This window comes from Streptomyces sp. NPDC056144 (assembly GCF_042264145.1).
GTDB lineage: Bacteria > Actinomycetota > Actinomycetes > Streptomycetales > Streptomycetaceae > Streptomyces.
Genome location: NZ_JBHJVF010000001.1, coordinates 849,018 through 862,398, shown reverse-complemented (window position 1 = coordinate 862,398; position 13,381 = coordinate 849,018). Strand labels below are relative to the sequence as shown.

At 71.0% G+C, this 13,381-nt stretch carries 11 protein-coding genes; 3 read left to right on the top strand and 8 right to left on the bottom strand.

Annotated elements, in window-relative coordinates; translation table 11 throughout:
* Positions 1 to 97: 97 nt before the first annotated feature.
* From ACFC0Z_RS03685 to ACFC0Z_RS03650, 8 genes are all read right to left on the bottom strand, one after another.
* A complete protein-coding gene (locus tag ACFC0Z_RS03685) occupies positions 98 to 784 on the bottom strand; it encodes a cupin domain-containing protein (RefSeq protein WP_376433441.1) in 687 nt (228 codons plus the stop codon).
* Positions 781 to 1,641, bottom strand: a complete 861-nt coding sequence (locus tag ACFC0Z_RS03680; RefSeq protein WP_376432332.1) for a PmoA family protein — start codon at positions 1,639 to 1,641, stop codon at positions 781 to 783. The genes ACFC0Z_RS03685 and ACFC0Z_RS03680 overlap by 4 nt, the downstream gene beginning before the upstream one ends.
* On the bottom strand, positions 1,638 to 2,684 hold the full coding sequence (locus ACFC0Z_RS03675) for a Gfo/Idh/MocA family protein (protein WP_376432330.1): 1,047 nt from the start codon (positions 2,682 to 2,684) through the stop codon (positions 1,638 to 1,640). The genes ACFC0Z_RS03680 and ACFC0Z_RS03675 overlap by 4 nt, the downstream gene beginning before the upstream one ends.
* Positions 2,681 to 3,721: an endo-1,4-beta-xylanase gene (locus ACFC0Z_RS03670; protein ID WP_376432328.1), complete on the bottom strand. Its 1,041-nt coding sequence runs from the start codon at positions 3,719 to 3,721 to the stop codon at positions 2,681 to 2,683. Before ACFC0Z_RS03670 ends, ACFC0Z_RS03675 begins: the two co-directional genes overlap by 4 nt.
* Positions 3,722 to 3,752: 31 nt before the next feature.
* A complete protein-coding gene (locus tag ACFC0Z_RS03665) occupies positions 3,753 to 5,153 on the bottom strand; it encodes a glycoside hydrolase (RefSeq protein WP_376432326.1) in 1,401 nt (466 codons plus the stop codon).
* Between the two features lie 117 nt (positions 5,154 to 5,270).
* Positions 5,271 to 6,101, bottom strand: a complete 831-nt coding sequence (locus ACFC0Z_RS03660; protein WP_376432324.1) for a carbohydrate ABC transporter permease — start codon at positions 6,099 to 6,101, stop codon at positions 5,271 to 5,273.
* A complete protein-coding gene (locus ACFC0Z_RS03655; protein ID WP_376433440.1) occupies positions 6,098 to 7,003 on the bottom strand; it encodes a carbohydrate ABC transporter permease in 906 nt (301 codons plus the stop codon). The genes ACFC0Z_RS03660 and ACFC0Z_RS03655 overlap by 4 nt, the downstream gene beginning before the upstream one ends.
* A 76-nt stretch (positions 7,004 to 7,079) precedes the next feature.
* Positions 7,080 to 8,375 (bottom strand): extracellular solute-binding protein, encoded by a 1,296-nt coding sequence (locus ACFC0Z_RS03650; protein ID WP_376432322.1) that lies wholly within the window; start codon positions 8,373 to 8,375, stop codon positions 7,080 to 7,082.
* A gap of 228 nt (positions 8,376 to 8,603) precedes the next feature.
* Between ACFC0Z_RS03650 and ACFC0Z_RS03645 the strand changes: the two genes are divergently transcribed.
* From ACFC0Z_RS03645 to ACFC0Z_RS03635, 3 genes are read left to right on the top strand one after another with little or no spacing between them, the layout of a single operon-like run.
* Positions 8,604 to 9,647 (top strand): LacI family DNA-binding transcriptional regulator, encoded by a 1,044-nt coding sequence (locus tag ACFC0Z_RS03645; RefSeq protein WP_376432320.1) that lies wholly within the window; start codon positions 8,604 to 8,606, stop codon positions 9,645 to 9,647.
* Positions 9,628 to 11,847 (top strand): glycoside hydrolase family 3 N-terminal domain-containing protein, encoded by a 2,220-nt coding sequence (locus tag ACFC0Z_RS03640; RefSeq protein ID WP_376432318.1) that lies wholly within the window; start codon positions 9,628 to 9,630, stop codon positions 11,845 to 11,847. Before ACFC0Z_RS03645 ends, ACFC0Z_RS03640 begins: the two co-directional genes overlap by 20 nt.
* A complete protein-coding gene (locus ACFC0Z_RS03635; protein ID WP_376432316.1) occupies positions 11,844 to 13,337 on the top strand; it encodes a family 43 glycosylhydrolase in 1,494 nt (497 codons plus the stop codon). The genes ACFC0Z_RS03640 and ACFC0Z_RS03635 overlap by 4 nt, the downstream gene beginning before the upstream one ends.
* Positions 13,338 to 13,381 lie beyond the last annotated feature (44 nt).

Here is a 13,381-nt window from a genome sequence, read left to right as displayed (position 1 = left end):
ACGGCTTCCTTCGGGGGGTGGGGGTACGGGGTGCGGGTGGTGCGATGGGTGCGGGTGGTGCAGGTGGTGCGTCGGGGGCCGGCGGGCCGTCGAGCGGCTACGCCGGGAGGGCGGCGGTGTACGGGTGGAGGAGGCCGCACATCCCGTGGCGCGGGGCCTCCGGGCGGTCCAGGCGCTCCACCGCGCCGTCGTCGAGATGCGCGAGGTCCCCGGCCTTGAGGCGCTCCAGCTGACGGCCGGTCTCCTCGGCCGCCGCCAGGGCGCCGCCGCGCCAGCGGGCCTCCCATTCACCGAGGAGGCCCTGTTTCAGGCGGAGGGCCGCGGCGTGGAACTCCCGCAGCCCGCCTTTCTCGCGCAGGGTCAGAAACCCTTCGAGCGCCAGGTCGCGGCGGCGGAGCGCCGCCTCGCCGTGGTCGCCGGTCAGGGTCGCCGCCGCCGCGTAGGCCTCGGGATCGGCCAGGACGGGGGCGGGGAAGGTGAAGACGGCGTCGCCGGCCTCGGGGAGGCCGCTGTTCTGCATGAGGACGACGAGCCGCAGACCGCCGCCGTTGACCAGGCGGTGGATCGTTCCCGGGGTGAACCGGACGACGTCGCCGACGCGCAGCGGCGTGTCGGCGAAACCGGAGGTCGTGAGGGTCTGCACGCTGCCCTCGCCGCCGATGACGACGTACGCCTCCGAGCAGACGAGGTGCATGTGCGGGGTGCCGCCGCACAGTCCGTCGGCGGCCTCCCACTCGTACACGGTCAGGTCGGAGAGTCCGACACCGCCGGGGAGCGCCGTCACCACGGGTGCTCCTCGACGTACCGGGTCAGGCGCGCGCGGTCCCAGGCGCCGTCGGCCACGACGATCCGGTAGCGGCGCGCCAGCGTCTCGCCGGGGGCGAGCGGCACCTCCTTGTCGAACGCCAGGGACGGGTTGACGGCGGGGATGGGCTCGCTGCGGACGAACCACTGGCAGGGGTGGTCGGGGTCGTCCAGGAACAGCAGCGTCGAGGAGTGGTCGACCTCGTCGTGGGTGCCGACGAAGGCCAGCCAGTCGCCCCGCTCGCCCATTCCGGGGCCGATCACCTCCCCGCCGGTGAACTCGCGCGGTCCGCGCCAGAACAGGCCGGTGTATCCGGCGAGTTCGCGGCCCTGGGTGCCGGGGCTGCCGAAGACCAGGCCGGTGCCGTGGACGTTGGTCAGCTCGGTGGTGACCTCCAGGGTCCAGGAGTCGTCCTCGACGTCGCGCGCGGTCAGCGTCCGGCGCTCGTCGATCCAGTGCCCGCCCGCCATGGTGTGCCAGGCGAGCCGTTCGGTGAGGGCGACGCGGTCGTGGTCCGTCTCGGCGGTCACGTCGAGGCTGCGCATCGTGCCGAGGTTCGGCAGGTCGACGTAGCCCTGGCCGCGCAGGTAGGTGCCGCCGCCCCAGAAGTTCTGGCCCGACACCCAGGAGGCGGTGAGCTGGACGCCCTTGTGCCAGCGGTGGTCGTGCGGCCGGTAGCCGGTGACCACCCGGCCGCCGAGCGTGCGCACCGGGTGCAGGTAGGGCTTCGGCGCCTCGAAGGGGTCCATGACCGGGTGGTGCACGTACCGGAAGAGGTCGGTGCCCCGGGCCCGTACGGTCAACGCGTCCTCGTCCCGCAGGAGTTCGAGGGTCATCGGAACACCTCCGGGCGTCCTCCGTGGAGGACGCCGTAGAACGGGTCGTTGGCGTCGATCTCCCCGCGCACGACGGGCCGGCCGGTGATCGCGGCCTTGTACAGGGCGGTGACCAGTTCCATGGTGGGTCGGCCGAGGTCGGGGCGGATCCCTGCCTCGTACCCGTCCAGGAAGGCGGCCAGCTGGGCGGTGTGCGAGCTGGGTACGTCCTCCGGCGGCTCCCACTTCGTGTCGGGCGTCCTGCCGGTGAACGTCCAGTCCGCGTTGGAGTAGCCGTACAGGTGCCGGAGTTCGACCGTGGCCTCGGTGAGGTCGAACCGCAGGTAGCTCTCCTCGCGCGGCGAGAGGACGCTGTTGACGACGGTGGCGACGGCGCCGTTCTCGAAACGGACGAGGGCCGTGGACACGTCCTCGGTCCGGACGTCGCGTGCGAGGCGGCCGGCCATCGCCCGCACCTCGGCCCAGGGGCCGAGCACCGCGAGCAGCAGGTCCGTCTGGTGGATGCCGTGGCCGAGCGTCGGGCCGCCGCCCTCGCTCTCCCAGGTGCCGCGCCACGGCACGTCGTAGTAGGCGTCGTCGCGGTACCAGGCCGTGACGCACTGGGCGACCAGCGGGCGGCCCAGGGTCCCGGCGGCGATCAGCTCGCGCAGGTACCGGGCACCGGAGCCGTACCGGTGCTGGAAGACGGCGCCCGCGGCGGCCGTGCCCTCGGCGGCGCGGATCCGGTCGATCTCGGCGAGGGACAGCGCCACCGGCTTCTCGCACCAGACCCACGCCCCCGCGTTCAGGCAGGCCACGGCCTGTTCGGCGTGCAGGAACGGCGGCGTGCACAGGTGCACCACGTCCGGGCGCTGCTCGTCGAGCATCGTGCGCAGGTCGGTGTGGACGGCGGGGATGCCGTGCTCGGCCGCGAAGGCCTCGGCACGCACGGCGTCCACGTCGACGACGGCCACGATCTCGGCCCGGTGCGCCTGGGCCCGGAGGGCGGGGACGTGGCAGATGCCCGCGATCCCGCCCGCCCCGACGATGGCCGTCCTGATCATCCGCCCAGCACCTTCCGGATGGCGTCGTAGGCGGGCTTGGGCCGGAGGTTCTCGTCGAACGGCAGCGCGGCTCCCTCCTCGGGGAAGACCCCGGGGATCCACGAGTACTTGTCGGTGTAGTCCCAGATGGTGACGCCGACGCACCGCTCGACGTCCAGGCAGGCCTTGACGTAGTCGGCGTACCACTGGGCCTGGGTGGCGAGCTTCTCCGGGGTCGCGGGGAGCTGCATCCGGATGTCGAGCTCGGTGACGGCGACGTCGACGCCGAGGTCGGCGAAGCGCTGGATGTTCTCCTTGACGCCGGCGGGGAAGCCGTACTGGAGCGCCAGGTGGCCCTGGAGGCCGAAGCCCTCGACCGGGACGCCGTCGGCCTTCAGCTGCTTGATGAGCTTGTAGTAGGCGTCGCTCTTGGCGTTGATGCCGTCGACGTTGTAGTCGTTGAGGTAGAGCTTGGCGTGCGGGTCGGCCTCGTGGGCCCAGCGGAGGGCGTCGGCGATGTAGCCGGGGCCGAGCGTCTTGTAGAAGACCGACTGGCGGTAGGTGCCGTCCTCGTTGAAGGCCTCGTTGACGACGTCCCAGTGGATGACCTTGCCCTTGTACTTCCGCGCCACCGTCTGGATGTGGTTCTTGAGGACGGGGCGCAGCTCCTCGGCGGTCCAGGTGCGGTCGGTGAGCCAGGCGGGGAGCTGGCTGTGCCAGACGAGCGTGTGGCCGCGGACCTTCTGGTGGTGGTCCTTGGCGAAGGCCATGACCTCGTCGGCGGCGGTGAAGTCGAAGACGCCGGGCTGGGGTTCGGTGGCGTACCACTTCATGGCGTTGCCGGGGGTGGTCTGGCCGAACTCGCTGCCGAGGAGCTTCAGGTAGGCGGCGTCGGTGAACTCGGGGTTGTCGGTGGCCGAGCCGAAGTACTTGTGGTGCTTCTTGGCCAGTTCGGCGAGCGTGGCGGGGCGGGGCTCGGCGGTGGCGGGGGCGGCGGCGAGGCCGGCGGAGACGCAGACGGCCGCGGCGAGGGCGATCAGATGACGGGACATGGACATGAGCGGCTCCTCGGGTGTGGGCGGGGGCGGGTCAGTCGAGAACGATCGTGGTGAGCGCGCGGGGGGCGAGCTTCGCCGTGAGGGTCGTGCCGTGGGCGGTGACGACGTCCGCCGGGGCGATCGAGCGGGTCTCGTCGGTGACGTAGCCTTCGGGCCGCTTGTCGTGTCCGCCGCGGAGGGTGAACGTGGCGGACCTCTCGACGGACGCGGTGTTGAGGATCTCGATCACGCGGCTGCCGTCCGTGTTGCGGAAGGCCGTGACGCGCAGGTCCGGGTCGGCGTCCGTGACCGGCACGCGGACGGCGCCGGGACGGATGAAGCGGCTGAAGGCGGCGAGTGCCCAGTACCGCTTGGACACCCGGTAGTCGTCGCCGGGGTTGGCGAGCTGGATGAGGCCCCGGGTCGCGCCGAGGGAGGCGCCGGTCCAGTAGACGTAGGCGTTGGCGTTGCCGACGGTCAGGGTGTTCTGGATGTCGGCGGCGACGGTGAGGCCGTCGTAGCCGCTGCCGTCGTCCCAGCGCTCGTTCCAGGTGCCGCCGTCCGGCGACCACTCGGACATCCACACGTGCTTGTCGGTGGGCTGCGGGACCGAGGTCGCACCGCTGTAGCGGTGGCCGGTGACGGTCCGTACGGCCCTGTCGGCCTCCGGGTCCGCCTCGATGGCCTCGGTGTAGGCGACCTGGCGGTCCCAGCCGGCGGCATCACAGCAGACGATGCCGGTCTTCAGCCCGGAGGCGCGGACGGTCGGTCCGAGCACCTTGAGGAAGTCGACGGCCTGCTGGGGCGTGAACCGCATCGAGGCGTAGGTCGCCGTCCAGTCGGGTTCGTTGGTGAACCCGAGGTCGGTGATGTCGATGCCCTCGCGCTCGTAGAACTTCGCGTACTGCACGAGGTAGTTCGCGTAGGCCTGGCGCCAGGCGGGGAGCAGCTCGCCGCCGTTGTTCTCGCTGCCGTTGGTCTTCATGAAGGCGGGCGCGCTCCAGGCGTCGGCGTAGAAGCGCTCGACGCCGTACGCCTTGGCCTCCTTGGCGAGCCACACCTGGCCGCCGTCCCAGCCGTCCCAGATGTACTCCGGTGTGGCGTCCGGCCCACCGGGGTCGGTGGGCAGGATGGTCGGCATGTGGTCGTAGACCCGGTCGGTCGACGAGCCGATGCCCAGGCGCAGGATCGACAGGCCCGCGCCCTTCTCCTTGCTGAGCAGCAGGTCGAGGACCTCGCGCTGCTTCGCGGGGCTGAGGCCGCGTGCGCCGTGCAGCAGGTCGGCGCGCTGGAAGGCCATGGAGAAGCCGAATCCGTCGATGGGCTGGAGTGCTGCCCGGAAGTCGATGACGGGTCCGGCCGGGTGGAGCCGGCGGGCCTGGTCGGCCGGGTGGGCCGTGTGGGCCGGGTCGGCCTGGGTGGCCGCCGACGGCGCGGGTTCCGCGGCGGCCATGGGGGATGTTAGCGCTAACAGTGCGACGGCTGTCAAGGCGGTCATGCGTTTCACTGGATCTCCTCAGGGACAGGGAGGTCACGCGGTACGGGTCGGCCCTTGGTCACGCGGTACGGATCAGCCCTTGGTCGCGCCGGCCGTGAGGCCGCCGATCAGCTGCCGCTCGGCGACGGCGTAGAACGCGAGGGCGGGGATCATGGCGAGCACGATGTACGCGAGGACGAGCGCGAAGTCGGTCGAGTACTGGCCCTGGAACTGCTGCACGCCGACCGGGATCGTCTGCAGCTTCGGGTCGTTGAACACCAACAGCGGGAGGAAGAAGTTGTTCCAGCTCGCGACGACCGCCAGGACGGAGACCGTGCCGAGCGCCGGCCGCGCCATCGGCAACAGGATCTGCCAGAAGAAGCGGAGCTTGCCGCAGCCGTCCATGGTCGCGGCCTCCTCGATCTCCGCCGGGATGGTCCGGAAGAAACCGCGCAGGATCACGATCGTCATGGGCAGCCCGAACGCCGCCTGCGGGAGGATCACTCCGAGCGGATTGTCGAGCAGGCCGAAGGTGCGCAGCATGAGGAAGAGCGGCAGAACGGCGACCGCGAACGGGAACATCAGCCCGATGGTGAAGAGCGTATAGAACAACTCCCTTCCCCGGAAGGCGTATCGGGCGAGCACGAAGGCCGCCATCGCCGAGGCCACGACGGTGACGACCGTCGTACCGATGGCGATGCCCGCACTGTTGGCGATCTGCCGCCAGAACATGCCGTCGCCGAGAATTCCGAGGTAATTGCCGACCTTCCACTGCTCCGGAAGTCCGAACGGGTTGTTCGTGAGTTCCGCGGTGCTCTTGAAACCGGAGATCACCGCGTAGAGCAGGGGTACGGCGACGAAGGCGGCGATCAGCCAGACCACGGCGTGCAGCGAGAGGCCGCGTACCGTCCGACGGGCGTTCATCGGTCACCTCCCGAGGTGACGGCACCGCTCAGGTCACGCCGGAGCACGTACCGCTGGTAGAAGAGGGAGAAGACGAGGCTGATCATGAACAGCACGACGCTGATCGCGCTGGCGTAGCCGACCTGGTACCGCTTGAACCCGAACTGGAACATCGCGATGGCCATCGTCTCGGAGGAGTGGTTGGGACCGCCCGCGGTCATGACCCAGACGAGGTCGAAGAGCTGGATGGACCCGATGATCGACAGGAAGACGCTGATCCGGACCGTCGGTCCGAGCAGCGGCAACGTGATGTGCCGGAAGCGCTGCCAGGGGCCGGCGCCGTCGATCGAGGCGGCTTCCAGGATCTCGGTCGGGATGCTCTGCAGCCCGGCGAGGAACAGCATCATGTGGAAGCCGAAGTACTTCCAGATCATGACGACGAACAGGGTCGGCAGGACCGTCGAGGGGTCGGCGAGCCACTTGCCCTGGAGACCCTCCAGGCCGAGGAGGCCGGCGATGTGGTCGGCCATGCCCGCGCCGGGCAGGAAGATCATCGTGAAGAGGACCGCGGTGACGACCTCGGAGAGGATGTACGGCGCGAAGAACAGCATCCGGTAGACGGCCCGGCCGCGGAGCTTCTGGTTCAGCAGGACCGCGGTGAACAGGGCGAACGGCAGCTGCACCAGGACCGACATGAGGATCAGGTACAGGCCGCGCCACAGATCCCCGACGAAGACCTCGTCGTCGAAGAGCTTGCTGTAGTTGTCCAGGCCGACGAAGTCATCCATGGGGCCGATGCCGCCCCATTTGAAGAAGCCCGTCCAGACGGCGACCACCATCGGGGCGAGGACGAACACCAGGAAGAGCACCAGGGCCGGGACGAGGAACCAGGCCACCGAGGCCCAGGAACCCCACCGGCTCAGGAGTGAACGGGTCGGAGGGGGCGTGGGCGTCGCCACGGACGCCTCCGTCCTCTCCTTGGTCAGGGTGGACACGGAGCTAGGCACTCTTCGCAGCCTCGGTGATCGACTGGGTGACCTGCTCGGGGGTCTTCTTGCCCGCTATGAGGTCGGCGACGCTGTCGTTGACCTCCTGGCCGACGGCCGGCGGGTAGGCCTGGTCCAGGAAGAGCTGGAAGCCGGTGGCCTTGACCAGGCTGTCGGCGACGACCTTCTTGTTGGCGTCCTTGAGCTGGCTCTCCGCGCCCTTGACCACCGGCAGGTAGCCGTTGGAGGCGAGGAGCTTGTCCTCGTTGTCCACCGAGAAGAACTTCAGGAAGTCCAGGGCCTCCTTCGGGGCGCCCTTGCGGAGCGCGAAGCCGCTGCCGCCGCCGAAGACCTCACTGGCCTGGCCCACTCCGCCCTCGACCGTCGGGAAGGCGAAGAAGCCCAGGTCCGCGCCGAGGTCGGCGCCCGCGTCCTTCTGCACGGACGGCCCCCACTGGCCCATCAGCTCCATGGCCGCCTTGCCGTTGCCCATGGTCGCGGCCTGGCCGCCGGGGCTGGAGTACCCGGCGCCGAGGAAGCCCGGCTGGAACGGCTGGAGGTCGACGAGCTCCTTGAGGAGGGCGCCCGCCTTGACGAAGCCGGGGTCGGTGAAGTCCTTGGTCTCGGCGGCCTTCTGCAGGGCGGGGAGGCCGGCGACGCGCATCGCGAGGTAGGCCCAGTAGTAGTGGCCGGGCCACTTCTCCTTGCCGGCGAGGGCGATCGGGGTGACGCCCGCGGCCTTGAGCTTCTTCACGGCGCCGAGGTACTCGGTCCAGGTGGCCGGCGGGGCGGTGATCCCGGCCTTGGCGAAGAGCTTCTTGTTGTACCAGAAGCCGACCATGCCGATGTCGTACGGGATCGCGTAGAGGCGGCCCTCGATCTGGTAGGCCGAGAGCGAGACCGGGGTGAGCTGCGAGGACCACTCGGCGGCGAGGTCGGTGAGGTCCTCCACGAGGCCCGCGTCCACCTGCTGCTGGAGCACGCCGCCGCCCCAGGTCTGGTAGACGTCCGGGAGCTTGCCCGAGGAAGTGGTGGCGGTCAGCTTCGACTTGAACGCCTCGTTCTCCAGCGAGGTCGTGTTGATCGCGACCTTCGGGTGCGCCTTGGTGAACGCCGTGGAGATCTGCGGGAAGAGGGACTTGCCCGGCTCCGTCGTGGCGATGTTCCACCACTCGAACGTGACCTTGCCGTCGGCGGAGACGTTGCCGCCGGTGCCGTCGGACCCGCAGGCCGCGGTGAGGGCGACGGACAGCGTGGTCATGCCCGCGAGCGTCAGGAAGCTGCGACGGCTCGGTTGGGTGCTGGCCATGGGACCTCCGAAGGGGATGATCTCGAAAACTTTTCGAAATACTCTCGAATTGCGTGGTGCCAAAACCTAGGAACGACCGGCACCGCGGTCAAGACTTCTCACCGATTTATCTCCGAAACCTTCCGGCAACAACGGGGTTGACAAGCCGTCATGCCGCCCCGAAACTCATCGAAAGTTTGCGAAATCTGTCGCCCATGCATGGCGTCGAGACGCCGAAGAGGAGAGAAGTTGAGCGAGCAGCGGGCGACCCTGGCGGTGATCGCCGCGGAGGCGGGGGTCTCACAGGCCACCGTCTCCAAGGTGATCAACGGCCGCTCCGACGTCGCGCCCACGACGCGCCGACGCATCGAGGCACTGCTGCGGTCGCACAACTACCTCCAGCCCGGCCGGCAGAACAGGGCCCGCAGATCCGGTCTCGTCGACCTGATCATCGGTGGCCTGGACAGCGCCTGGGCGGTGGAGATCCTCCGCGGCGTCGAGGCCGAGTGCGCGGGGCGGGGCATCGGCACCGTCGTGTCGCTCGTCCCGCCGGGCGAGGCCACCCCGTCGAGCTGGTCCGCCGTGCCGGTCCAGCACCACAGCGACGGCGTCATCCTCGTCACCGCCTCCGTCACCGAGGCGCAGCGCGCCCAGGTCGAGCGGGGCGGGGTGGCGCTCGTCGTCATCGACCCGATCGACCTTCCGGACAACGGTGTCCCGAGCATCGGCGCGACCAACTGGGCGGGCGGCCTCGCGGCCACCGAGCACCTGCTGGAGCTGGGCCACCGCCGGATCGCCGCGATCGGCGGACGCAAGGAGATGCTCTGCAGCCAGGCCCGCGTCGACGGCTACCGGGCAGCCCTGGAGCGTGCCGGGATCGAGTTCGACCGCGACCTGGTCCGGTTCGGCGACTTCCAGCACGAGGGCGGCTTCCGGTGCGCGCGGGAGCTGCTCGCCCTCCCCGAGCCGCCCACCGCCATCTTCGCCGGCAGCGACCAGCAGGCGATGGGCGTCTACGAGGCGGCCCGGCAGGCCGGACTGAGCATCCCCGGAGACCTCAGCGTGGTCGGTTTCGACGACCTGCCCATGTGCGAATGGCTGTCACCGCCGTTGACGACGGTGCGTCAGCCGCTGGAGGAGATGGGCCGGCTCGCCGCCCGCACGCTCTTCCAGCTTCTGGAGGACCAGCCCCTGGTCAGCCCCCGGATGGAGCTTTCGACCGACCTCAAGGTCCGTGTCTCCACCGCCCCACCCCGTTCTCAGGAGTACCCCCGTGACCGAGCCCTGGTGTGACCCCCTCCTGCCCGCTTCCGTCCGAGTCGCCGATCTGCTGAGTCGGATGACGCTGGAGGAGAAGGCGGGTCAACTCGCCGGCTTCTGGGCCCTGCCGTCCGACCCCGGAGCGCCGGTGGCGCCGATGGAGGACGATTCCGGCGAACCGGCCCCCGGCCTCGACGACATCATCGGGCAGGGTCTCGGCCAGCTCACCCGGGTGTACGGGACGGCGCCGATCGCCGCCGAGACCGGCATGGAGCGGCTCGCCGCGCTCCAGCGGCAGGTGACGGAGGCCGGCCGGTTCGGCATACCGGCCCTCGCCCACGAGGAGTGCCTGACCGGGTTCATGACGCTGGGCGCCACGGTCTTCCCCGGGCCGCTCGCCTGGGGAGCGTCCTTCGATCCCGGGCTCGTGCGGCGGATGTCCGCCGCCATCGGCGACGGGATGCGGCGGGTCGGCGTCCACCAGGGGCTCGCTCCGGTCCTCGACGTGGTCCGCGACTACCGGTGGGGCCGTACCGAGGAGTGCGTGGGCGAGGACCCGTACCTCGTCGGCGCGATCGGCACCGCGTACGTCCAGGGTCTGGAAAGCGCGGGCATCGTGGCGACGCTCAAGCACTTCGCCGGGTACTCGTCCTCGCGCGGCGGCCGGAACATGGCCCCCGTCGCCGTGGGGCCCCGCGAGTTCGCCGACGTCCTGGTCGAGCCGTTCGTCCGCGCGCTGCGCGAGGGCGGCGCCCGGTCGGTGATGAACAGCTACACCGACGTGGACGGCGTTCCGGTGGCCGCCGACGAGCGGCTCCTCACCGGACTCCTCAGGGACGAGCTCGGCTTCGACGGCACCGTCGTCGCCGACTACTACGCGGTCTCCTTCCTGGAGTCCCGGCACGGCGTCGCCGGGTCGCGGGGCGCGGCCGGCGCGCTGGCGCTGACCGCCGGGATCGACGTCGAACTGCCCACTGCCCGTTGTTACGGCGAGCCGCTGACCGCCCTCGTACGGTCGGGGGAACTGTCCGAGGCGCTCGTCGACCGGGCCGTGGAGCGGGTGCTGCTGCAGAAGGCCGAGCTCGGCCTGCTCGACCCCGACTGGGAGCCCGTCAAGCCCGAGCCGATCGACCTGGACCCGCCGGAGAACCGGGCGCTTGCCCGGATTCTGGCCGAGCGGTCCACGGTGCTGCTCGCCAACGACGGCATCCTGCCGCTGCGGCCCTGCCGGGTCTCGGTCAGCGGTCCGTACGCGGACGATCCGCTCTCCTTCCTCGGCTGCTACTCCTTCCCGAACCACGTCGCGCTGCCCGGCGACCCGGGGGTGGAGATCCCGACGCTCGGCGAGGCGCTCTCCGCCGCCGGGTTCACGGTCACCGAGGAGGATCCGGAGGTGAACGTGCTGGTACTCGGCGACCGGGCCGGCATGTTCGGCCGGGGCACCTCGGGCGAGGGCTGCGACGCCGAGACCCTCGACCTGCCCGGCGACCAGGCCGCGCTCGCCGAGGCCGTGCTGGCCTCCGGGGTGCCGACCGTGCTGGTCCTCGTCTCCGGACGGCCGTACGCGCTCGGCTCGCTCGCCGACCGGGCGGCGGCCGTCGTCCAGGCCTTCTTCCCCGGCGAGGAGGGCGGCACCGCGCTGGCCCGGATCATCAGCGGGGCCGCGGAACCGGGCGGCCGGCTTCCGGTCTCCGTCCCCCGCCAGGTGGGCGGACAGCCCGGCACGTACCTGCGCTCCACGCTGGGCGGCCGGACCGACTGGAGCTCGGTGGACCCGACCCCGCTGTTCCCCTTCGGGCACGGGCTGAGCTGGACCAGCTTCGCCTACGCGGATCTCGCGGTGGATCCCACCGCCGCGACGGACGGGTCCGTGTCGGTCGCGGTCACCGTGCGCAACGTCGGCGAGGTGACCGGCACCGAGGTGGTCCAGCTGTACCTGTCGGACCCCGAGGCGTCCGTTGTCCGGCCGCTGCGGTGGCTCGCCGGGTTCGGCAGGGTCGAGCTGCGGCCGGGCGAGGCCGCCCGGCTCACCTTCTCCGTGCACGCCGACCGAACCTCCTTCACCGGGGTCGATCTGCGCAGGAGAGTGGAGCCCGGCGAGATCGGCGTGGCCGTCGGACGGTCCAGCGGTGACCTCCCGCTCCAGGGGTCCTTCACCCTGCACGGCCCCGTGCGTCACCCGGGTGCCGACCGTGTCCTGTCCGTTCCGGTCGAGATCGAGGTCGCGCCGTGAGCGAAGCGCTCGGTGAGCCCGTACCGTCCGGGGCGTTCGGTGAGCCCGTACCGTCCGGGGCGTTCGTTGAGCCCGTGCTTCCCGGGTTCCGGCCCGATCCGTCCGTCTGCCGGGTGGGGGCGGACTACTACCTGGTGACGTCCAGTTTCGAGTGGTTCCCCGGGCTGCCCGTGTTCCACAGCCGCGACCTGGTGAACTGGCGGCGCGTCGGTTCCGCGCTCGACCGGCCGTCGCAGCTCGACCTGGACGACTGCCGGCCGTCGCGCGGCCTGTTCGCGCCGACGATCCGTCACCACGACGGGCTGTTCCACCTCGTCTGCACGCTGATGGACGGTCCGGGGCACTTCGTCGTCACGGCGACCGACCCGGCGGGGCCGTGGTCGGAGCCGTACTGGCTGGAGGGCGACGGCTTCGACCCGTCGCTGTTCTTCGACGACGGGCCGGACGGCGACGGCCGGGCCTGGTTCACCGCCTCCCGGGTACGGGACGAGGCCGCCGGCCACACCGAGATCTGGATGCGCGCCTACCTGCCGGACGAACGGCGGCTCACGGGACCGGAGTACGTCCTGTGGTCGGGGACCCACCCGGAGGCCCGCTGGTCGGAGGCCCCGCACCTGTACAAGGTCGACGGGACGTACGTCCTCATCACCGCCGAGGGCGGTACCGACGTGGACCACAGCGTGGTCGCCGCCCGCGCCGACACGGTGACCGGGCCCTACGAGGGCGTTCCCGGCAACCCGGTCCTGGCACCGGTCCCGAAGGGGCCGGTCACCTGCACCGGACACGCCGATCTCGTGCAGACGGCGTACGGGGACTGGCGGGCCGTCCTCCTGGGCATCCGGCCGGGCTCCGCCCTCGGCCGGGAGACCTTCCTCAGCCGGGTCACCTGGGACGAGGGCGTGCCGGCCTTCTCCCCCGTCGCCCACGCCGGGGGTTCCCGCCCGGTCCGCGACGACTTCACGACGCTCTCCCCCGACTGGAGCGTCCTGCGCACTCCGCGCGCGCCGTTCTGGAGCACGGGCGACGGGCTCCGTCTCCGGCTCCGCCCGGAGCGGCTCGGGGAGACCGCCGTGCCGTCCCTGCTGGTACGCCCCCAGGAACAGCCGGACTGCGACGTCTCGACGGAGCTGCGCTTCACCCCGGACGGACCGGGAGAGGAGGCCGGCCTCGCCGTGGTCGTCGACGACGACACGCACCTTCTCCTGCTGCGGACGGCGGAGGGGCTCGTCCTCCGCCGGGGCGCGGACGTCCTGGCCCGCGCCGCCCTCCCCCCTGGCCCCGTCCGCCTGGGGGTCCGTGTCCGAGGCTTCGGGCACACCTTCGTCCACGCGGTGCCCGACGGGCCCTGGCAGGAGCTGACCACGGTCGAGGCCACGTTCCTCAGGCCTCTGTTCACCAGTGTCCAGCTCGGTGCGTACGCCACGTCCCAGGGCCTTCCCTCGACTAACCAGGCGCATTTCCCGTGGTTCGCGATCGACTATCCGAACTGACCGAGCGCTTCGGGCACGTGCCCGCGGTAAAAGCGGTCCTCGTC